Annotated in this window: 20 protein-coding genes and 1 other RNA gene; 3 read left to right on the forward strand and 18 right to left on the reverse strand. The window is 72.7% G+C overall.

The window, feature by feature from the left end; genetic code table 11:
- Positions 1 to 13: 13 nt before the first annotated feature.
- The 6 genes from KVS71_RS07375 to KVS71_RS07400 all read right to left on the reverse strand — a co-directional run bounded on the left by KVS71_RS07375 (position 14) and on the right by KVS71_RS07400 (position 5,402).
- Positions 14 to 1,234, reverse strand: a complete 1,221-nt coding sequence (locus KVS71_RS07375; RefSeq protein WP_060923290.1) for an acetate/propionate family kinase — start codon at positions 1,232 to 1,234, stop codon at positions 14 to 16.
- Positions 1,231 to 3,360, reverse strand: coding sequence for a phosphate acetyltransferase (gene pta, locus KVS71_RS07380; RefSeq protein ID WP_060923289.1), 2,130 nt, complete (start codon positions 3,358 to 3,360; stop codon positions 1,231 to 1,233). Before pta ends, KVS71_RS07375 begins: the two co-directional genes overlap by 4 nt.
- A 62-nt stretch (positions 3,361 to 3,422) precedes the next feature.
- Entirely contained in the window at positions 3,423 to 4,121 is a 699-nt protein-coding gene (locus KVS71_RS07385; RefSeq protein ID WP_157547021.1) for a hypothetical protein, read from the reverse strand.
- Complete coding sequence (locus KVS71_RS07390; protein WP_060922551.1) at positions 4,118 to 4,726, reverse strand: rhomboid family intramembrane serine protease; 609 nt, start codon at positions 4,724 to 4,726, stop codon at positions 4,118 to 4,120. Before KVS71_RS07390 ends, KVS71_RS07385 begins: the two co-directional genes overlap by 4 nt.
- 48 nt (positions 4,727 to 4,774) lie before the next feature.
- An RNA gene (ffs, locus tag KVS71_RS07395) (signal recognition particle sRNA small type) lies at positions 4,775 to 4,871 on the reverse strand.
- A 63-nt stretch (positions 4,872 to 4,934) separates the two neighbouring features.
- The gene (locus KVS71_RS07400; protein ID WP_157547022.1) at positions 4,935 to 5,402 is read right to left on the reverse strand and encodes a hypothetical protein; all 468 of its coding nucleotides are present in this window, start codon (positions 5,400 to 5,402) and stop codon (positions 4,935 to 4,937) included.
- 261 nt (positions 5,403 to 5,663) lie between these two features.
- Here KVS71_RS07400 and KVS71_RS07405 point away from each other — a divergent pair, with 261 nt between their 5' ends.
- Genes KVS71_RS07405 through KVS71_RS07415 form a run of 3 tightly spaced genes read left to right on the forward strand, consistent with a single transcriptional unit; the run spans position 5,664 to position 10,108 of the window.
- The gene (locus tag KVS71_RS07405; RefSeq protein ID WP_060922553.1) at positions 5,664 to 6,653 is read left to right on the forward strand and encodes a MoxR family ATPase; all 990 of its coding nucleotides are present in this window, start codon (positions 5,664 to 5,666) and stop codon (positions 6,651 to 6,653) included.
- A gap of 10 nt (positions 6,654 to 6,663) precedes the next feature.
- Positions 6,664 to 7,854, forward strand: a complete 1,191-nt coding sequence (locus KVS71_RS07410; RefSeq protein ID WP_217584242.1) for a DUF58 domain-containing protein — start codon at positions 6,664 to 6,666, stop codon at positions 7,852 to 7,854.
- Positions 7,841 to 10,108 (forward strand): DUF3488 and transglutaminase-like domain-containing protein, encoded by a 2,268-nt coding sequence (locus KVS71_RS07415; RefSeq protein WP_217584243.1) that lies wholly within the window; start codon positions 7,841 to 7,843, stop codon positions 10,106 to 10,108. Before KVS71_RS07410 ends, KVS71_RS07415 begins: the two co-directional genes overlap by 14 nt.
- 18 nt (positions 10,109 to 10,126) lie before the next feature.
- Here KVS71_RS07415 and KVS71_RS07420 read toward each other — a convergent pair whose 3' ends face one another.
- From KVS71_RS07420 to mpaB, 12 genes are all read right to left on the reverse strand, one after another.
- Positions 10,127 to 11,035 carry a rhodanese-related sulfurtransferase gene (locus KVS71_RS07420; protein WP_060922556.1) on the reverse strand — a complete coding sequence of 303 codons (909 nt, stop codon included), beginning with the start codon at positions 11,033 to 11,035 and terminating at the stop codon, positions 10,127 to 10,129.
- A 29-nt stretch (positions 11,036 to 11,064) separates the two neighbouring features.
- Positions 11,065 to 11,796: a hypothetical protein gene (locus tag KVS71_RS07425; protein WP_083370907.1), complete on the reverse strand. Its 732-nt coding sequence runs from the start codon at positions 11,794 to 11,796 to the stop codon at positions 11,065 to 11,067.
- Complete coding sequence (locus KVS71_RS07430; RefSeq protein WP_060922557.1) at positions 11,793 to 12,521, reverse strand: hypothetical protein; 729 nt, start codon at positions 12,519 to 12,521, stop codon at positions 11,793 to 11,795. The genes KVS71_RS07425 and KVS71_RS07430 overlap by 4 nt, the downstream gene beginning before the upstream one ends.
- Positions 12,518 to 13,234, reverse strand: a complete 717-nt coding sequence (locus tag KVS71_RS07435; RefSeq protein WP_060922565.1) for an ATP-binding cassette domain-containing protein — start codon at positions 13,232 to 13,234, stop codon at positions 12,518 to 12,520. Before KVS71_RS07435 ends, KVS71_RS07430 begins: the two co-directional genes overlap by 4 nt.
- Before the next feature lie 2 nt (positions 13,235 to 13,236).
- Positions 13,237 to 14,922 carry a daptide biosynthesis intramembrane metalloprotease gene (gene mpaP / locus KVS71_RS07440; RefSeq protein WP_060922558.1) on the reverse strand — a complete coding sequence of 562 codons (1,686 nt, stop codon included), beginning with the start codon at positions 14,920 to 14,922 and terminating at the stop codon, positions 13,237 to 13,239.
- The gene (mpaM, locus tag KVS71_RS07445) at positions 14,919 to 15,731 is read right to left on the reverse strand and encodes a daptide-type RiPP biosynthesis methyltransferase (protein ID WP_217584244.1); all 813 of its coding nucleotides are present in this window, start codon (positions 15,729 to 15,731) and stop codon (positions 14,919 to 14,921) included. Before mpaM ends, mpaP begins: the two co-directional genes overlap by 4 nt.
- A gap of 69 nt (positions 15,732 to 15,800) precedes the next feature.
- The gene (gene mpaA3, locus KVS71_RS20245; protein WP_301178377.1) at positions 15,801 to 15,920 is read right to left on the reverse strand and encodes an MpaA3 family daptide-type RiPP; all 120 of its coding nucleotides are present in this window, start codon (positions 15,918 to 15,920) and stop codon (positions 15,801 to 15,803) included.
- Between the two features lie 10 nt (positions 15,921 to 15,930).
- Positions 15,931 to 16,056, reverse strand: a complete 126-nt coding sequence (mpaA2, locus tag KVS71_RS20250; RefSeq protein WP_255218699.1) for an MpaA2 family daptide-type RiPP — start codon at positions 16,054 to 16,056, stop codon at positions 15,931 to 15,933.
- Between the two features lie 43 nt (positions 16,057 to 16,099).
- Positions 16,100 to 16,234: an MpaA1 family daptide-type RiPP gene (mpaA1, locus tag KVS71_RS20255; RefSeq protein ID WP_255218700.1), complete on the reverse strand. Its 135-nt coding sequence runs from the start codon at positions 16,232 to 16,234 to the stop codon at positions 16,100 to 16,102.
- A 5-nt stretch (positions 16,235 to 16,239) separates the two neighbouring features.
- The gene (gene mpaC / locus KVS71_RS07450; protein WP_060922560.1) at positions 16,240 to 17,412 is read right to left on the reverse strand and encodes a daptide-type RiPP biosynthesis dehydogenase; all 1,173 of its coding nucleotides are present in this window, start codon (positions 17,410 to 17,412) and stop codon (positions 16,240 to 16,242) included.
- Positions 17,409 to 18,668: a daptide-type RiPP biosynthesis aminotransferase gene (gene mpaD / locus KVS71_RS07455; protein WP_217584245.1), complete on the reverse strand. Its 1,260-nt coding sequence runs from the start codon at positions 18,666 to 18,668 to the stop codon at positions 17,409 to 17,411. Before mpaD ends, mpaC begins: the two co-directional genes overlap by 4 nt.
- A complete protein-coding gene (mpaB, locus tag KVS71_RS07460; protein WP_217584246.1) occupies positions 18,665 to 19,732 on the reverse strand; it encodes a daptide biosynthesis RiPP recognition protein in 1,068 nt (355 codons plus the stop codon). The genes mpaD and mpaB overlap by 4 nt, the downstream gene beginning before the upstream one ends.
- Positions 19,733 to 19,743: the final 11 nt, after the last annotated feature.

Raw genomic sequence — 19,743 nt, forward strand, 5'->3', positions numbered from 1 at the left:
CCCCGGACCGCGATCAGAGCAGTTCGGCCGTCTGCCTGGCGATCTGGAGCTCCTCGTCGGTGGGGACGACGAGGACCGTCACGGCCGAGGCGTCCGTCGAGATGACGCGGACGCCGCGCTCCTTCGCCTCGTTGCGGGCGGGATCGATCTCGATCCCCGCGAAGCCGAGCGTCGCCATCGCCGCCGCCCGCACGGGCGCCGCATTCTCACCGACGCCGGCGGTGAAGGACACGACGTCGACCCCGCCGAGCTGGGCGATGTAGGCGCCGGCATAGGCCCGCAGGCGGTGGACGTACACGTCGAAGGCGAGCGTGGCGGCCTCCTCCCCCGCGGCGACGCCGGCGAGGATGTCGCGCATGTCGCTGCGTCCGGCGAGTCCCGCCAGCCCGCTGCGGGTGTTCAGCAGCGCGTCGAGGTCGTCGATGGTGTAGCCGGCGCGACGGGACAGATGCACGAGAGCGGCCGGGTCGATGTCACCCGACCGCGTGCCCATGACGAGGCCCTCGAGCGGCGTGAGGCCCATCGAGGTCTCGACCGAGCGACCCCCGTCGATCGCGGTGACCGAGGCGCCGTTGCCGAGGTGGAACACGAGCTGCCGGAGGGTCCGGAGGTCGCGCCCGAGGAACCGTGCGGCGGTCTCGCTGACGTACTGGTGGCTCGTGCCGTGGAATCCGTACCGGCGGACCCGGTGCTCGGCGGCGAGCGCCGCATCGATCGCGTAGGTGTAGGCCGCCGGCGGCAGCGTCTGGTGGAACGCGGTGTCGAACACCGCCACGTGCGGGACGCTGTCGAACACGGCGCGGGCCGCCCGGATGCCGGCGAGGTTCGCCGGATTGTGCAGCGGCGCGAGCACGGCGAGCTCGTCGATCTGCCGCTCGACGTCGGCGTCGATCAGGGTCGGCGCGTAGAAGCGCGCACCGCCGTGCACGACCCGATGTCCGACCGCGACCGGCGGATGCGCGTCGAGGGAGGGGCCGTGCGCGGCGAACTGCGCGCGCATGACCTCGAAGGCCGCGGCGTGGTCGGGGATGGCCTGTTCGTCGCGGTAGGTGGCGTCGAGCATCGTCGCCGACGGTCCGTCACCCGGCTCCGGGCGCACGGTGTGGGCGACGGGGCTGGAGTCCTGGCCGATGCGCTCGATGAGCCCACTGGCGAGCTCGTCCTCGTGCGCCGTGTCGATGAGGCTGTACTTCAGCGAGGACGACCCGCTGTTGATGACGAGGATCGCGCTCACGCCTTCTCCCCCGCTCGTTCGGCGCCCTGGGCCTGGATCGCCGTGATGGCCACCGTGTTCACGATGTCGTCGACGAGCGCGCCGCGGGACAGGTCGTTGATCGGTTTGTTGAGCCCCTGCAGCACCGGACCGATGGCCACGGCGCCGGCGGAGCGCTGCACCGCCTTGTAGGTGTTGTTGCCGGTGTTGAGATCCGGGAAGACGAACACGGTCGCGCGCCCCGCCACGGCCGAGTCCGGCAGCTTGGCCTTGGCGACCGCCGCGTCGGCGGCGGCGTCGTACTGGATCGGACCCTCCACGAGGAGTTCGGGAGCGCGCTCGCGCACGAGCGCCGTCGCCGCCCTGACCTTGTCGACGTCGGCCCCGGACCCGGACTCGCCGGTGGAGTACGACAGCATCGCCACGCGGGGGTCGATGCCGAACTGCCGGGCGGTGGTGGCGGACGAGATCGCGATGTCGGCGAGCTGCTCGGCCGTGGGATCGGGGATGACCGCGCAGTCGCCGTACACGAGCACGCGGTCGGCGAGGGCCATGAGGAACACGCTGGAGACGACGTTCACCCCCGGCTTCGTCTTGATGATCTCGAAGGACGGCCGGATCGTGTGCGCCGTGGTGTGCGCGGCACCGGAGACCATGCCGTCGGCGAGCCCGAGATGCACCATCATCGTCCCGAAGTAGGAGACGTCGGTGACGGTGTCGGCGGCCTGCGCGAGCGTGATCCCCTTGTGGGCGCGCAGCCGCGCGTACTCGGCGGCGAAGCGCTCAACGAGGGCCGGGTCGGTGGGACTCAGCACCTGCGCGCCGGCGATGTCGAGGCCGAGTTCCGTCGCCCGCGCGCGGATCGCGCCGTCGTCGCCGAGGATCGTCAGCTCCGCCACCTCGCGGGACAGCAGCGCCGCCGCCGCCCGGAGGATGCGGTCGTCGTCGCCCTCGGGGAGGACGATGTGGCGGCGGTCGGACCGCGCGCGTTCCATCAGGCCGTACTGGAACATGAGCGGCGTGACGACGTGCGCCTCCGCGAGCCCGAGCTGCTCGGTGAGCTCGGCCACGTCGATGTGCGCCTGGAAGAGTCCGAGCGCCCGGTCGTAGCGACCGCGCGAGTCGGCGGAGATGCGTCCGCGGGTGCCCATCACCCGCACCGCCGTGTCGTAGGTGCCGAGGTCGGTGGTGATGATCGGCACCGAGGAGGCGAACCCGTCGAGCAGCTGGAGGATCGGGTCCGGCAGCGGGAACGGCCCGTTGAGGATGATCCCGGCGATCCGCGGGAACGTGCCGGAGGAGTCGGCGAGAAGGGCGGCGAGCAGCACCTCGGTGCGGTCTGCGGGGATCACGACCACGGCCTCGTCGGTGAGGCGCGGCAGGACGTTCACCATCGACATGCCGGCCACGACGATCGACAGCGCGACCGCGGTCAGACGATCCTCGTCGCCCTTGAGCAGCGTCCCGTCGACCGCGGAGACGATGCCGCGGATGGACGGCGCGACGAGCGCGCGGTCCTCGGGGAGCGCCCAGACCGGCGTGCCCTCGGGGAGGACCGCCCGCACCGCGTCGACGATGGCGTCGAGCCCGTCGGGGTCGGCCCTGTTCACGGCCACCGCGAACAGCTCCGCGCGCTCCTCGGCCAGTTCCGGCAGCGCCAGGGCGGCGATCTGGCCGACGGCGGCGGCCTCCCGCGCCGTGGTCGTGCCGAGCTGCTCGGCCTGCCGCTGCTGGTCGCGTCCGCTCAGCACGAGCAGGACGGGGGCGCCGAGGTTCGCCGCGATCCGGGCGTTGAAGCCGAGCTCGGCGGGGCTCGCGACGTCGGTGTAGTCGCTGCCGACGATGACGACGGCGTCGCACTGCGCCTCGACGGCCTTGAAGCGCGCGACGATGGTCGACAGCGCGCCCTCGGGATCGGCGCGCACGTCGTCGTAGGTGACGCCGATGCAGTCCTCGTACTCGAGCTGGACGCCGTCGTGGGCGAGCAGCAGCTCGAGGATCTCGTCGCGCTCGGCGACCGCGCGGGCGATCGGGCGGAACACGCCCACGCGCGGCGACACGCGCATCAGCGCATCGAGCACCCCGAGGGCGATCGTCGACTTCCCGGTGTGGCCTTCGGCCGAGGTGATGTAGATGCTCCGCGACACGGCTCCAGCTTAGGCGGGCACCCCGACACCGCACCCCGCCGCTGCCGTGACAAACGCGCGCGTCACTCGCACGGGCCGGACAGCACGTCGACGACGGCGGCCGCATCCTCCTGGTACCGCGCGTAGTAGTCCCGGTCCGTGTTCACCTGCACCCGGTGGATGGCGTGCGACGGCGCCATCGACCGCCAGTCGGGGACCCGCGCCAGGCGCTCGAAGAACAACCGGGCCGCGGTGGCGGGATCCATCCGCTGCTCCGCGCTCCCCCACCAGTCCTGCTGCTGGAAGAGGCCGATGCTCGTCGTGCGCGATCCATCCGGATTGGTCCAGCCGCGCGTCTCCCAGTCCCCGTAGTCGATGTTGCGCAGGCTGCTCTCCCCCATCGCGGTCATGACGCCGAGGATCTGGCCGTCCCGCGCGAACCCGAGCTCGTCGGCGGTGCGGATGATGGTCGCGGCGTTCTCGAGCTGTTCGCCGCTCCACCCGGCGACGCCCGCCTGGGGGAAGGTCGACGGCCGGTCGAGGCAGACCGGCGCCGGATCCCTCGCCAGCCCCAGCGGGATGAGCACGAGCAGCACCGCCCCCGCGGCCACCACCGCGGCGGACACGGCGACGCGCCGCAGGATCCGCTTCCGCTGTGCGCGCCGGGCGGCCCGACGGCGGGCCTCGCGGCGTCGGCGGTTGGCGGCCTCGCGCGACGCGGCGGGCCGCCGAGTCGACGTGGTCCGCGTCCCCGTCGTCCTGCTCGTGCGCCGAGCCGTCATCGTCCGACGGCGCGGCGCTGGTCGGGACGCCGTCCGGCGAGCGCGGCTGCACCGCCCCCGATGGCACCGAACAGATGGCCCTGCCAGGACACGCCGTCCGCGACGCCGAACACCCCGGCCAGCATGGTGCCGCCGTACAGGCCGACCACGACGACCGCGATCACCGCGTAGAGGATGCGGTGCGACACGCGCCCGGGGGCGAACACCCGCATCACCACGTAGCCGAAGTACCCGAACACGAGCCCGGAGGCGCCCACGGTCAGCGTTCCGGGGGCGTTCACGAGCCAGGTCCCGAGCCCGCCGACGACCGCGACGATCACGGTGACGGCCCAGAACCGGCGCGTGCCCTCGACCGCGACCAGGCAGCCGAGCACGAGGAACGGCACGGAGTTCGCGATCAGATGCGCCCAGCTCGCGTGCAGCAGCGGGGCGAAGACGATCCCCAGGAGTCCCGCAGGGTCCCACGAGCGGATGCCGAGGCCGCTGAAGGAGCCCGGCAGCACGGCGTCCGCGAACTGCACGGCCCACATCGCCGCGAGCAGGAGCACGGGCGAGGCGAATCGCCGCAGCGGATGCTCGGGCCTGGCCGGCGGAGGAACGGTCACCGCTCGATTCTCGCAGGAGCACCCGGGGGCCGGCTGGACGCGGGCAAAAGAAAAGACCCTCCGCGCACCCAGCAGAGCCCGGTTACCCTTGCTGCGTTTCCGCCCTGGGGGATTTGGCCTGGATGCCGCCACGCGGAGAGCCGTCGTCCACTCTACCCGACGCCGACCGTCGCGATGACACACCCCGCTCGTCGAGAGACTGTGCAGGTCAGGGATCCATCGATGCGCGGACGGAGACGACGGACGGTTCCTCATCTGCTCGTTCGGAGAACCAGTCGACCAACTCCGACGGGCACTCGACGTCCGCGACCTGGACATCGAAGCTCCCCGGCACGCCCGACAACTCGGCGCACCCATAGACGCTTGCCGAATATCCGGCCAGGCCGGACGGGATCGAGACGTTGATGGGGAAGAACACACAGGCTGTGATCGTGTCGCCGGCACGCTGCAAGCAGTACATGGTGTTCGCTGCCCGAGCATCTGGCAGTTCCTCGAGCCCGGACAAGAGTTCGAATGTGGAAACCTCCGCGTAGTGTTCGGGGGCGGGATCGCTGCCGGTGGGGGTCGACTCCACCGCCGTGCTCATCGCAGCCACTGCGGCCCCCACATCGTTTCCGAGACGCTCTTCGGCGATTCCGCCTGTATCAGGTCCACATGCGGTGAGCATCACGGCCATCGAGAGAACCATGCACGCCTGAGCCGCCCGCGTCCTCCTCACCACTGCAGCACACCTGTCCCTGTTTGACCCGACCCCGAGCGACTGTTCACCATCCGAGCACTCAATGCATACCACCCTGCTCGACGGCGCGGTACCGGATCTGGGGCTGACCGCCGGCCCGCTGTCTGCGGGATACCGGGCAGCCCGGCATGGTCCCGTGGGCCGTGCGGAGCGTACGATCGATGCACGCGCATCGTTGCGCCGGACGAGAGGGAACGCATGCCAGAGAACGCCCCCCTGAGCCCGGTCGCGATCGACGCCGACGGATTCGCCGCCCAGACCGCGGCCATCCTCGGCTCGATCAGCCAGGTGATCGACGGGAAGCCCGAGGCCGTGCGCAGCGCCCTCGTCTGCCTTCTCGCCGAAGGCCATCTGCTCATCGAGGACGTGCCCGGCGTCGGGAAGACGATGCTGGCGCGCGCCCTCGCCGCGACCGTCGACGCCACCGTCCGGCGCATCCAGTTCACCCCTGACCTCCTGCCCGGCGACGTCACGGGGGTCTCGGTCTACAACCCCGTCGATCGCGAGTTCGAGTTCAAGCGCGGCGCCGTCTTCGCCCACATCGTCATCGCCGACGAGATCAACCGTTCCTCCCCCAAGACCCAGTCCGCACTCCTGGAGGCCATGGAGGAGGGACAGGTCACGGTCGACGGCTCCACGCATCGGCTGCCCGACCCGTTCCTCGTCGTCGCCACGCAGAACCCGCTGGAGATGGAGGGCACCTACGCGCTCCCCGAGGCGCAGCGCGACCGGTTCATGATGCGCATCTCGATGGGTTACCCCGACCCCGCGGCCGAGGCCCTCATGCTGCGGCAGCGTGACGTCGTGAACCCGCTGGCGACCGTGACCCCGGTCGCGGACGCCACCGCGATCTCGCAGCTCATCGCCTGGGCCCGGGCCGTGCATGTGGCGCCCGCGCTCGAGGAGTACGCCGTCGCCCTCGCCCAGGCGACGCGGAACGACCCCAGCCTGCACCTTGGCGCCAGCCCGCGGGCCACGTTGCAGCTCGTCCGCGCCGCGAAGGTCTGGGCCGCACTGGACGGCCGCGACTACGTCATCCCGGATGACATCACGGACCTGCTGATCCCCGTGTTCGCCCATCGGCTGCTCCCGGCCCGCGGCGCGCATCGGGCGGGCGCCCAGCCGGTCGAGGCGGCGCTCACCCAGATCGCGGAGCGCGTGCGCGTGCCCGTCGCGACCCGTTCCTGAGGACACCGCCATGCGCCGACGTCGACTGCTCACGCCGCGCGGCACCGGTGCGCTCATCGCCGCCCTCGCATGCGTGATCGCGGCCAACGTCCTCGGCGCGCGGATCCTGCTGTACCTCGGGGTGCTGCTGGCCGCGCTCACGCTGTTCGCCGCCCTCGCCGTACGCCTCCCGCGGCGCTCCGGGACGGTCAGTCGGCAGATCTCGACCGACCTGCTCACGGTGTCCGAGACCTCGCGGGTCACGGTCCGCTTCACGTTGCGCGCCCTCCGGGTCCCGCACGGGCTGTGGCACGACGTCCTTCCCACCGCGGTCACCGGAGACTCGAGCGGCGAATACCCCGCGGACACACCCCAGCTCAGCTACCTCGTCGCCGGCGTGCGCCGCGGCGTCTGGCCCCTGGGGCCCCTCGTGCTGCGGACGGTCGATCCGTTCGGTCTCGCCCAGCGCGAGCAGGCGTTCGGCGACACGCGCACCGTCACGGTCGTCCCGGAGGTCTTCGCGCTCACCCCGCTCGCCGTGCGGATCGGCGCCGCGGGCGGGACGGCGCACACCTCGTCCACCCGCCTCGGCCAGGGCAGCGACAACCTCTCGCCCCGGGGGTACGCCCCCGGCGACTCGATGCGTCGCATCCACTGGAGGGCCACGGCACACCGCGGCGAGCTCATGGTCCGGCAGGAGGAAGAGGAATCGAGCCCGGACGCGGTCGTCGTGCTCGACCGCGCCGCCGGCGGCTGGGCGCCGGGCGCCGATGTCGTCGACCCGGCGTTCGAGGCCGCCGTCTCCCTGTGCGCATCCGCCGCCGTCCACCTCGCAGCGGAGGGGTACAGCGTCGACGTCCTGGACAGCGCCGGCACGCTCCTCGGCGCGCTCCGCGGACACGAGGACGACCGGGACGGACTCCTCGTCGCCCTGGCGATGGTGACGCCACGCGGTGAGAGACGCGATCTCGTCGCCCTCCTCGGAGGGACTCCGCCGGGCCCGCTCGTCTACGTGACCGGACGGCTGGACGAGGAGGACGCCGCGCTGCTGCGCCCGGCCGGGGCTGCGGCGCCGCTGCTGTTCAGCACGGATCCGCTTCCGGGAGCGGAGGACGCCGCCCGCCACCACGGCTGGACGGTGACGCGGCTCGGCATCGACGTGGCGGACGCCTGGGACGACGCGCTGTCGGCACGGACGGGAGCCACCGATGTTCCGCGCTGAGCGCCCGCAGCCCGCTCCTGTCCCCGCCGGCACGAGCGCACGCTGGCACCGCGACAGGGAGGAGCCGCCGCCCGGTGTGCTCGCGCCGGCGGCCCTCGCCGGGCTCGCCGCACTCACGGCGCTGTGGCCGTTCACCGCCGTCATCGTCCCGGGGACCTGGTCCTTCGTCGCGACCGTGGTCATCATCGCGGTCGTGGGGGTCGGCGCGCTCGTGCGTCACCTCCTGCGCAGGCGCTCGGAGGGCATCGCCGGGCTGCTCGCCCTCCTGGGGCAGATCATCGTGGCGGTCGGCGTGCTCACGCTGCTCCTCGCGGGGGACACCGCGGCCGTCGGGGTCGTCCCGACGGCCGCGACCCTGAGCCGGTTCCAGGTCCTGGCTGCGGCGGCAGCGGAGGAGATCGTCTTCGGCTCCGCCCCGCTGGAGGCCACTCCGGGGCTCGCAGCGGCCCTCGGCGCGGGCTTCGCGGTCGTCGCGATCCTGCTCGATCTCCTCATCGTGAACCGATCCGCCGTGCTCGCGACCGTGCTGATGGGCGTCACCGGCGCGGTGCCCATGATCATCACCCTGGGTGCCCCGAACCTGGGGTGGTTCGCCGCGGCGGCTGTCGTGGGCCTCCTCGTGTTCCGCTTCACCGCCCGCCGCCATCCGGAGTCGCCGCGCCGATCGTCGCCAGGGGTCGCGGTCGCCGTGGGCGCCGCCGCCCTCGCGACCACCTTCGTCGTGACGCCGCTGCTCCCGGTCGGCTCGACCATCACGGGCACCGGGGTCGGCGTGACGGTCGATGCCTCGCTGCGGCTGGGCGACGATCTGCGGCAGCCGAGCCCCGTCGAAGTGCTGACCGTGGCCGCGAAGGCGGACGCCGCCCCGTACCTCCGTCTCACGACGCTCTCCCGGTTCGACGGCCGCGTGTGGCAGCCCGATCGCGGCGACCTGCAGTCTCAGGTCGACGGCTTCGGCGAACCGGAGTGGGGAGACGACATCACCACCGCCGAGCAGACGACCTCGATCCGAGTGCTGCGCATGTCGAGTTCCTGGCTGCCGCTGCCGTATCCCGCCACCGACGTGCAGGGACTCAGCGCAGCATGGCGCGTCTCGCCCGAGAACCGCACCCTGTTCTCCCGCCGTGCCGATGCGGTCGGCAACGATTACACCGTGACCTCGCTCCGAGTGACACCGACCCTGGAGCAGATCCGCGCGGCGGAGGCCGCCCCGCCCGTCGAGGACGCGGAGCGCGAGGACGTCGAGCTGCCCGGAATCATCTCCGAGTTGGCGTCAGAGGTCACCGCGGACGAGGAGTCCGACTACGACCGTCTGGTCGCGCTGCAGAACTGGTTCCGGTCGGAGTTCGAGTACTCGCTGGAGACGCCCGTCGACGAGGGGTTCGACGGAACCGGCGCTGACGCGGTGGCCCGTTTCCTCGAAGAGCGGTCCGGGTACTGCGTGCACTTCGCAGGCTCCTTCGCCCTCATGGCCGAAAGCCTGGGCATGCAGGTGCGCATCGTGGTGGGGTACCTCCCCGGGTCGCCTACCGATGAGAAGCGCGGAGACGAGTCGATCTTCTCGGTGTCGAGCGACCAGCTGCATTCCTGGCCCGAGGTGCTGTTCCCGGGGATCGGCTGGGTACCGTTCGAGCCGACCGCCTCCCTCGGCGTGCCCACGGCCTTCCGTGCAGGGATCACCGGAGGGGGGACCGGCGGCAGCCCGACCACCCCGGCACCGACCACGGCACCTCAGACCGAGGAGACGTCGGGCCCGGAGGTCGACCGGAGGGACGCGGATGCCGGCTCGACGGACTCCGGGGAGCTGAGACGGCTCGACCCGACGCCCGTGCTCCTCGCCGCGCTCGGAGTCGTGGCCCTCCTTCTGCTTCCGGCGGCCGTCCGGATCGTCGAGCGGCGCGTCCGCATGCGCCGTGCGGCGCGAGGCGACGCGGCCGCCGCCTGGGCGGAACTGCGGGACACCCTCCTCGACCTCCGGATCGCGGTCTCGGATGCGGACAGTCCTCGGATGCGGGCCGCCGGGCTCGTCCGGGAGGCGGGGGCGGACGAGGAGGCGCTGGGGCGGCTCATCACGGCCGTGGAGCGGGCCAACTACGCTCGCTCGTCCGCGGCGGAGGACGATCTCGCGGCGCCCCTGCGGTCCGTGCTCGTCAGCCTCCGCGCGCATGTCGACGGCACGACGCGAGCCCGAGCCGTGCTGCTGCCGCGGTCGCTCTACGCCCCGCGGGGGTCCGACTCGCGGCTCCTGATCTGACGCTCGGCCGCCGGACGCTCAGGTCTGCGACGGAGCAGCCGTCGCATGCGCCGGGCACGTGACGGCCTCGCAGTCCGCGCAGACCACGAACTGCATCCGGCAGGAGAGGTCGGGGCAGTTCGCGGTGCGTTTGGTCGCCGCACCACACCCTGCACACACGCCGATGACGCGCGCGTGATCCGAGAAGTCGACGGACCCGCGCCCGTCGAAGACGTAGAGCGATCCGTCCCAGAGGCCGTCGTCGCCGTACGTCTCGCCGTAGCGGACGATGCCGCCCTCGAGCTGGTAGACCTCGCCGAAGCCGCGGGACACCATGAGGCTCGACAGCACCTCACAGCGGATGCCCCCGGTGCAGTAGGTGACGACGGGCTTGCCCTTCAGGTCGTCGTACACGCCGGAGTCGAGCAGACGCACGAAGTCCCTGGTGGTCTCGGTGTCCGGCACGACGGCGCCGCGGAAGCGTCCGATCTCAGCCTCCAGCGCGTTCCGGCCGTCGAAGAACACGACCTCGTCCCCGCGCTCGGCGACCAGGGCGTGCAGCTGGTCGGGGGTGAGCCGCGCGCCTCCGCCGACGACGCCGTCCGCGTCGACGCGGAGCTCGTCCGGGGCGCCGAACGACACGATCTCGTCGCGCACCTTCACGCTCAGCTTCGGGAAATCGAGGCTGCGGCCCGCCTCGTCGAGTCCGGTGCCCTCGCTCCATTTGATGTCGGTGTCCCGGAAGGGGGCGTAGGAGCGGAACGAACGCGCCCACTTCTTCAGAGCCGGGAGGTCCCCGCCCAGAGTGCCGTTGACGCCGTGCGCCGAGATCAGCAGCCGTCCGCGCAGCCCCAGCGCCTCGCCGAGGTCACGCTGCCAGACGCGGATGGCCTCCGGGTCGGCGAGCGGGGTGAACGCGTAGAAGAGGACGATCTTGGGGGTGGCCACCCAGGAATCCTACGTCGCCTCCTGAAGCGCTACGACACGTCCCTCCGCAGGAAGACGATCGCCCCTGCGCCGCCCGCGAGCAGGACCCATCCTGCCGCGAAGGGCACGGCCGCGGGCCCGAGGCGTCGATCCGCCGGGATGCCGATGACGGACACGTCGAACTGGAAGGCGCCGAGCAGGGCCGGGAGAGGCAGGTATGCGGCGCCTGCGCTCCAGAACAGCGCGACGAGCATCCCGAACCCCATCGTGAGCGCGGCGGCGAAGAGCGCCGCGAGATGCGCCTGCACGACGATGCCGACGCCCAGCCCCCACAGCGCCGCGGCCGCACCGAGGGCGATAGCCGACGCGACGGCCGACGCGTTCACGGGCACGCCGCCCATGGTGACGAGCAGCGCCGTGCGACCGCCGACCACCGCGGCGCCCGCGACGACCGCGCCGCCCAGCGCCGCGGCGGGCACCCGGGCGACGAGCAGCGCCCATCGGGACTCCAGCATCAGCCGCTGCGCGACGACGCCGTCCCGCCGGTCGATCGTGTAGCGGAAGGAGCCGTAGACGGCCGCGAGGATGCCGGCGTAGGTCGCGAGCACGGCGTCGAAGGGGGCGACGAGCTCCTCCCGGGCCGCCGACGGGGCCTCGGCGAGCTCCGCCGGGATGCTCATCGCCAGGGAGAGGGACAGCAGGAAGGCCGCCAGCGCGACCCCGAGGAGGACGACGTCCCCGGCCGCGCCCCGCGCCTGTGCCCGCAGCGCTCGACCGATCACGCGACGCTCCGCCGTCCCCGGACGGCGGCGAGCGCGACGAGGCCGACCGCCCATGCCGTCCCGATGGCGAGGGCGGGCGCGAAGGCGAGCAGTCGGCCCTGGTACTCCGGCACGCTCAGCGCCGCGATGGCCATACCGGGAGAGAACCGCGCGATCTCGGGCGCGGTCCGCAGCATCGCGAACTCCAGCGCCATCGGGAAGACGAGGACGATGATCGCCGTCGCGTAGTAGTTCCGGGTGATCCAGCCGATCGCGCCGCCGATGAGGGCACCGAGGACCACACCGCCCAGAGCCCCCACGACGATGCGCCCTGCCTCCGCCGTGAACACGAGGCTGAGCCCGTGCCGGGCGAGGAAGACGGAGATGCCGAGCGTCCACAGCAGGATGACGGCCACGGCCAGCGTGAGGGCGATGAAGACGCCCGCGACCAGCTTCCCCGGGAAGGCGCGGCGGAACCCGACCGCCGTGAGCGTCCGGTCCATGGAGCCGTAGTAGTACTCCCGCGTCACCGGGTACGCGCCGACGAACGCCGCCGAGATGACCGACCACGCGAGCGGCTCCAGCAGCCGGGCCGTCGCCGTGCCCGCGTCGAGGCCGTCCACCGCGAGACGGGAGCCGTCGGAGAAGAGCACGAAGGCCGGCATGAGGACCGCGACGAGGTACACGGCCAGGATCGACAACCCGCTCACCGCGCGCAGCAGTTCGCCGCGGATCACGCCGCTCATGCGGGGGCTCCTTCGACGAGGTCGAAGTACCGGCTCTCGAGCGAGTCGGCCCCGCCCGTGACGAGGTCGTCCAGCCTCCCGGCGAAGAGCGCGCGCCGTTTGATGACGACCACCTCGTCCACGACCTGCTCGAGCTCGGAGAGCTGATGACTGGAGACGAGCACCGTGCCGCCGCGTTCGGCGAAGCCGCGGAGGAACCGGCGCAGCCACCGGATGCCGTCGGGGTCCAGACCGTTGGCAGGCTCGTCGAGGATGAGCGTCCGCGGCGCACCGATCAATGCCGCGGCCAGGCCCAGCCGCTGCGCCATGCCCGTCGAGTAGGTCTTCACACGACGGCGCGCATCGGCGGCGAGGCCCACCTCGTCCAGCACCTCGTCGACGCGGTCGCGGGGCATCCCGGCGGCGAGCCGGCAGATCTCCAGGTGGCGTCGCCCCGAGATGCCGGGCTCGAAGCCGAACCCGTCCATGTGGACGCCGACGTGCGCCGCCGGGTTGTCCAGCGTCCCGAACGGCGCCCCGTCGATGACGGCCTCGCCGCTGGTCGGCCGCACGAGTCCGACGATCGCCCGCAGCGTCGTCGACTTCCCCGCGCCGTTCGGGCCGAGAAGCCCGACGATCGCCCCGCGGGGCACCGCGAACGACAGGTCTTCGACGGCGGTGCGGCGTCCGAACCTCTTCGTGAGGCCACGTACCTCGATGGCGTGCTGATTCATGTTCATCCTCTCTCCTCCTCGCTCGTGAGAGCTGCCAGCGGGGACGCGACCGTCGCCCAGAGCGCCTGCCAGAGCGGGGTCGTGCCGAGGTCGACGCGCGCCTGTCCGGCCGCCGGCAGGGCACCCCGCTCCCCCGTCACCTCCACCTCCGCCACGGCCGTCGCCGGGACCGATGCCTCGGGCATCCTGACCGGGAAGAGCGCCTCGATCGGCACCTCGGTCTCCGTCGCAGGTCGGGTCCTGATCGTCCCCTCGCCGCGGTACTCGCTGGCGAGGATGCCCCGCGTCGACAGGACCACCGGAGCGCCGTCCGGGATGCGGGCGCCGGGATCCCGTCCGCCCTGCACCAGGACCACCCGGTCGTCGTCCACGGAGAACCCCAGCACCGCGGCCGTCGGGACCGGGACGAGGATGCCGGCGGCCACGATTCCGGCCGCGAGCGCGGCGGTCACGCCGACGAGGCGGAACCGCGAGGCACCGGATCGCCACACCCGGAGCAGAGCGCGCACCAGGAGGACGACACCCGCCGCGACCACGACGGCCTCCAGAGCGAGCACGAAGAGGCTCGCCGCCGGGCCACCTCCGTCGAACAGCTGCGCGGTCCGGACGACTGCGAACAGCACCATGACGACCGGGGCCGCCAGGCAGCAGAGACCGAACGGCACGCTCCACCACCGCTCCAGCGCCCGCGGCTGCCGCGGCGCCCCGAACACGAGGCCGGCGAGGAAGCCCGCGCCGTCGCGGATCGACCTCCTCCGGAGATTCGGCTCGTCCAGGGCGCTCATCAGGGCGAGGTACCCGTCGAAGCGCACGAAGGGGATCAGGTTCACGAGCACGACGACCGTGCAGGAGATCGCGAGGAGCAGCAGTGTCTCGCGGGCCGCCGACGACGGCAGGGCGAGAGCGGCGAGCATGGCCACCGCCGCCACCGTGGCGTGGACGGCGGGGCCGGCCAGGGCGATCGCCACACGATGCCGGCGGTCGGGGAGCCGCCAGCCGTCCGTGACATCGACGAAGAAGGCGGGCGTGAGGTAAAGGAGCATGAACCCCGCGCGCCGCGGCCGGCCTCCCAGCCGGGTGAGGGTGAGCCCGTGCGCGGTCTCGTGGATCAGGGTCGCGAGGCCGAGCGCCACGACGACGAGGGCGAAGCCGGCGAGCGGCACAGGACGAGCGAGCACGGCACCCAGCTCGCCGAGGTGCAGGGCCGCGCCGACGATCCCGGCACCGACCACCGCGGCGACGACCGCGAGGACCGCACGACGCGGTACGGGCACGACCACACGGTCGAGACGCGCGAAGAGCGCGGAAGCGCGGAGGGTCGCGAACTGCACGGTGAACGGCGGCCGATACGTGACACGGCCGGGCAGCCGGGACGCGCCCCCGTCCAGGAGCCCGTTGTCGCGGAAGCGCTCCATCAGTCGCAGCACGCTCTCGTCGGTCTCCCCCGGGGCGAAGCGCGTCTGCAACGCCGAGACAGGAGTCCGGCCGTCCATCGCCGTCAGCAGGTCGACCACCGCTCGGGATAGTCGGGCGGTCGGCACGCCCTGGACGGTGGCGAGCCACCCGGACCCCTCCGCCGTCGGCTCGAACGCGACGCCGGCGGCGAGAGACGGGCACGAGTCCGCCGTGAGGGAGGCGCGGCCGTCCCCGCGGCGACGCCGATCGGGTCGAGGTCCTGCCGTCGTCATCGCCGGCCCCTTCCATCCCCGGCGCGGGAGGTCGTGAGGAGCAGGATCTCCACGCCCGCGGGCGTCCGCACGGGAGACCTCTCCGGCGCCGTGAACCCCGCGGCGACGAGCTCACCCGCGAGGACCTCGGGGGTCAGCACGTGCAGGCGACTCGTGAGGACCGGCACCTCCGCACGCGGGGCGATGTCCGCGAGGCGGACCCAGTTGACCAGCCGTGCGGCGCCGTCGTCCTCGATCTGCTGTGCGAAGAGGTAGGGCTCGTCTCCGGCGCTGCCGGGGACCGTGATCTCGCGGTCGGTCGGGATTGCGAGAGCGTCCGCCGACACCCCGTCCGCGATGGTGAGGGCGAAGACGCCGGCGGAGGCCAGATGACGTCGAACGCCCGCGTAGAGACGCGCCCGGTCTTCGCGATCGAGCAGCGTGATGGAGGTCGCCCCGAGGACGACGAGGCCGAAGTGCCCGCCGAGCGCGAGGTCGCGCATGTCCGCCACGACGCACTCGACGGTCGCTCCGTGCGGCACGGCGCCGCGGAGGCGGGCGAGCATGTCCGCGGAGAGATCGACCGCCGTGACGCGGTGCCCGGAGCGTGCGAGCGGGATCGTCAGCCGTCCGCTGCCCGCGGCGAGGTCCAGGACGGGTCCGGGGGCCGTGTGCGCGAGCCCCAGGACCTCGCGGATCTCCGCCCGGTCCGGGCCGACGAGCCGGTCGTAGAAGTCGGTGCCGGCTCCGGCGTACAGGTCCTGTGCCCTGGCGGTCGCGCCGACGAGGTCGAGCCGTGCCGCCACGGTCTCGGTGATCAGGGACGTCATCCGTGCATCGCCTCTCCTCGGCTGGATGGTCGGGGGGGTGCGGGCGGACGATCCCGCCCGCACCCGCTGTCAGGTCGCGATGGCGGCGGCTCCGCCGATGATCGCGATGATGTAGCTCGCGTGCTCCCACCACTCGAGCGGGGTGTCGATCTGTTCGAGTTCCAGGAACTCCAGCGACGTGGACTGCACAGTGCACCTCCTAGGTCAGAGCGAGAATTCCGATGATCACGCCCACAGCGAAGCCGCGGATGTAGTCATCGGCATCGCCCGGCGCGTCCATGGCCTCGAGTTCGGTGAACTCGAGCGCCGGCAGTGCTGCGTTCATGCGTCCCTCCTTCCTTTCTCCGATCGGGTGCTGCCGGACGGCATCACGTGGCGGCTGCCGCACCGATCCCGATGAGGACCAGCGCGCCGATCACGCCCTGGTAGAAGCTGTCCCAACTGGGGGCCTCCATCGGGTCGAGCTCCTGGAACCGGATGCTCATCTCCGTGCTTTCGTTCATTCCCGTCACCTCCTCTCCGCCACTCGGGGCCGGCGATCGCCGACCGGGGACGGGCTCCACCGGGAGTCGTGGAGCACAGCGCGGACGTCCGCGGCGCGGATTCCGCGCAGCATGGGGCGGTGATCACCCCACGCCCTCTCCACGGCGTCGGCGATCCGATCGATCTCCCGTGCGCTCGGGCGCGGCGGTGACGGGAGGCCGCCCTGATCGACGACGACGGCGATGCCGGCGGCCGGATCGCGAGGCAGTGCTGTCCCCGCCGCGACGCCGGCCCAGAAGGCGTCGAGGCTGGCGCGGTCGCCCCAGCGTGGATCGCCCGCACCGATCCGCTGCCAGACGGCGGCGATGACCGCCGCCGTGGCCGTCATCTTGCGGACGCCGAGATGGAAGGCGACCTCGTTCGCGAGGTACCAGTGCCGGGCGCTGTACGGATCGGGGCCGCGAAGGGCGGCCGTGCGCTGGGTCGCGGCGCTGAGCCGTGCGAGGCGCAGGCGTCCCGTCGTCGACATCACGTCCCGCGCGGCCGCCTCGAGCAACGCCCGACCGAGGATCCGCGCGTCGCGGTCGGCCCGCGCCGTCCGTGGACTCGTCGAGGCGCCGGCCACCCGGAGGAACGCCTCCAGCGCTCCCTCTCGCACGGCAGCAGGGGTGAGCGTGGCGAGCTGGTCGGGATCGAGGACGGCGTGGCGCGGACGCAGCGGGCGACCGACGAGGAGCCGGGCTCCGCAGCGGTTCCGGAGGATGGCGACACTGTTCGTCTCCGACGACGTGCCGAGCGTCGTCGGCATCGCGACGATGTCGACCGGCGGAGGCGCGTCGGGCAGGATCGTGAGTGCCGAGGTCGCCGCGTGCCGCAGGGCGAAGTCCAGGAGGCGTCCGGGGCTGAGCGCGAGGGCCGCGATCTTGCTCGCATCGAGGACGCTTCCGCCGCCGACGGCCACGATGACCTCGGGCGGTCGCCGCACGAGCTCCTCGGCGATCAGGAGGATCCCCAGCTCATCCACCGCGGCAGCGTCCACCGTCATGGTCCGGCCCGACTGCGGGGTGGGGAGAGGGTGCGCGACGGCCGCGTCGGCGAGCACCAGCGTGTCGCGTCCCGCTGTCAGACCCACCATCCTCTCTCGTGCGCGCGACCCGTGCCACAGCGTGGGGACGCGTGCGGTGAACGGCACGGTCATGCCACCGCCTCCCGCGCCCGAGCCAGGCCGCCTCGCACGGCCCGGTCGGTCTCGGCCACCTCCGCCGGGGTGAAGCCGTAGCCGGGGATGAGCTGGAAGGAGCTCGGACCGGGGTGCACCACGACACCGCTGTCGGCGATGGCGGACACCACCTCCAGGACGTCGGTCCCGGAGAGCGCAGACCCGTCCGGGCGGCGGAGCCCCACCCCGACGAAGCAGCCGCTGCCGCTGACGTCGGTGACGATCCCGTCCTCCTGCCAGGTCCTCGCGAGGCGATGCAGCGTCGACGCCAGGGCCTGCGTGGTGGCCTCGACGTCGATACGGCGGAGCTCGTCGATCACGGCGAGGACCGCGGCTGCGCAGGCAGGCGTGCCCGCCTGCGTCTCCCCGTGCACGAACGTCCATCCGCCGCGGGCGAACGCCGTCGCGATGCGGTCTCCGACGAGGAGCGCCGCCGCTCCCATCGCCCCGTTCGTCAACGCCTTCGACACGAGGAGGACGTCCGGGGCGGCTGCCCAGCGGTCGGTGGCGAACATCGCGCCGGTGCGCCCGAAACCGGTCGCCACCTCGTCTGCCACCAGCAGGAACCCGTGCCGCTCCCTCAGCTCCAGGAGACGACGGACGAAGGCGGCGGACAAGGCATGGGCGCCGCTGCCGAGGACGGGCTCCACCACGACGGAGGCGACGCGGGAGCCTTCACGCTCCAGCAGCGCTTCGAGCTCCGCCCCCTCGTCAGTGTGCGACACGTGCCGCACCGTGCGCCTGTCGACGCCGTAGACCGACTGCAGCAGGTCGTCGCCGCTCAGCACATGACTGCCGTACATCGTGCCGTGATAGCTGCCGCGCAGGCCGACGACGAGCGACCGCGAGCCCGCGCCCTGCTGAGCCCAGTACTGCCGGGCGAGCTTCATGGCGGCGTCGTTGGCCGCCCCGCCGGAGGTGGAGAAGATCACCCGCCGGTAGCGGTCGGAGCCCGCGAGGGCGATGAGGGCGTCGGCGGCGTCTTCGGCGTACCGGTGCGGGGCGCGGAACAGCGAGAGGTACGACGCGTCGCGGGTCGCCCTGCTCACGGCCTCGGTCACCGCGGGATTGCCGAAGCCGAGGGGCACGTTCCACAGGCCGCTGGTCGCGCAGAGGCGGTCGGAGCCGTCGGCGTAGAAGAGGCGATGACCGGCGGCCCCGATCGCCACCCGATCCGGAGGGAACGCGGTGTCGGCGGGGAGCATCGACGTCCACAGCGCGTGCGGCACGCTCATCTCGCACCGTCCCCCGAGGCGTCCTCGGTCCGCGCACCGAGGTGGACGCCGAGCGCGGCGAGCGCCTCCAGGCACAGGTGCCGTGCGTGGGCATCGGGCACTCCGCAAGCGCGCGCCACGCGCGCCGCCGCCCGCCCGCGTGTGCTCGAGGTCTGGATCGCGTCGACCACCGCGGCGGTCAGCGGCGACAGGAGATGCCGACGGAGCGTCCGGACGTCGGCGAGCAGGAACCCCTCGGCGGTGTCGAGCAGGAACGGGTCGTCGGCCAGGGCCTCCGCATCCGCGAGGTCGTCATCGAGGAGCGCCCACCCGTAGCCCGCGATCCGGGCGGTGCCGTTCGGCAGGCGGAGCATCTTCCGGAGATCGGCGGCGTCCAGGTATCGACGGAGCCACGGCCGGGTGTCGAGTTCGGCGACGAGGTCGGCCGAGCCGGGCACGCCGCCCAGCATCGACGCCCGCGGGAGAGCCCATCCGAGGGCGTCGGGGAGGTCGTCCACGTGGCCGATCGCCTCCCCCTGCAGCCCGAGATGCACACCGCCGTCCCCGTCGATGCGGACGGCGCGCGGAGTCTCCACCTCCTGCGGCCGCGCGAGAGCGGAGCGGTCCGCCAGCAGCACCCGCGGGTCGAGCATCGCGGCGGCGAAGACTCCGGTGCCGCGAGCGAGGTCGGCGTCGTCGAGGAAGGCACGCCAGCTCGCCTCGTCGAAGAAGCGCATGGCCGTCGGTCCGACGATCTGGACGAAGGAGGCCGCGATGTAGTCCTGGAGCTCGACGCCACGCTCCCCCAGGAACAGCTCGTCACCGAGGTCGGCGAGCCGTCCTCCGTAGCCGACGACCCGCGCCGCCGCCGGCCGAGGCGCCGATCCTGCGGGCTCGAGGATCACGTCCTCGGGGTCGGCCGCAGCCGCGAGGGCCTCAGCCCCGGTCTCCGCCTCGCGCAGGAACACGCGACCGCGTGCCGCGTGCCCGCCGGTGACCCACGCCCGCAGGGCGTGCGGCCCGAGGAGCGGATCTTCGCCCGTCGACCCGTCGTCCTGCCGTGCCGTCGTCGCACTCGTCCCCATGATCCCCCCAG

Source organism: Microbacterium sp. GbtcB4, assembly GCF_019091465.1.
GTDB lineage: Bacteria > Actinomycetota > Actinomycetes > Actinomycetales > Microbacteriaceae > Microbacterium > Microbacterium paraoxydans.

Coding starts and splice junctions, on each gene's coding strand:
- KVS71_RS07405 (WP_060922553.1), top strand. CDS start 5,664: ATGCCAGAGAACGCCCCCCTGAGCCCGGTCGCGATCGACGCCGACGGA.
- KVS71_RS07410 (WP_217584242.1), top strand. CDS start 6,664: ATGCGCCGACGTCGACTGCTCACGCCGCGCGGCACCGGTGCGCTCATC.
- mpaM (WP_217584244.1), bottom strand. CDS start 15,731: ATGACGTCCCTGATCACCGAGACCGTGGCGGCACGGCTCGACCTCGTC.
- mpaD (WP_217584245.1), bottom strand. CDS start 18,668: ATGAGCGTGCCGCACGCGCTGTGGACGTCGATGCTCCCCGCCGACACC.
- KVS71_RS07400 (WP_157547022.1), bottom strand. CDS start 5,402: ATGGCCGTGATGCTCACCGCATGTGGACCTGATACAGGCGGAATCGCC.
- mpaA2 (WP_255218699.1), bottom strand. CDS start 16,056: ATGAACGCAGCACTGCCGGCGCTCGAGTTCACCGAACTCGAGGCCATG.
- KVS71_RS07385 (WP_157547021.1), bottom strand. CDS start 4,121: ATGACGGCTCGGCGCACGAGCAGGACGACGGGGACGCGGACCACGTCG.
- KVS71_RS07415 (WP_217584243.1), top strand. CDS start 7,841: ATGTTCCGCGCTGAGCGCCCGCAGCCCGCTCCTGTCCCCGCCGGCACG.
- KVS71_RS07435 (WP_060922565.1), bottom strand. CDS start 13,234: ATGAATCAGCACGCCATCGAGGTACGTGGCCTCACGAAGAGGTTCGGA.
- mpaA1 (WP_255218700.1), bottom strand. CDS start 16,234: ATGAACGAAAGCACGGAGATGAGCATCCGGTTCCAGGAGCTCGACCCG.
- mpaP (WP_060922558.1), bottom strand. CDS start 14,922: ATGACGACGGCAGGACCTCGACCCGATCGGCGTCGCCGCGGGGACGGC.
- mpaC (WP_060922560.1), bottom strand. CDS start 17,412: ATGACCGTGCCGTTCACCGCACGCGTCCCCACGCTGTGGCACGGGTCG.
- KVS71_RS07430 (WP_060922557.1), bottom strand. CDS start 12,521: ATGAGCGGCGTGATCCGCGGCGAACTGCTGCGCGCGGTGAGCGGGTTG.
- mpaB (WP_217584246.1), bottom strand. CDS start 19,732: ATGGGGACGAGTGCGACGACGGCACGGCAGGACGACGGGTCGACGGGC.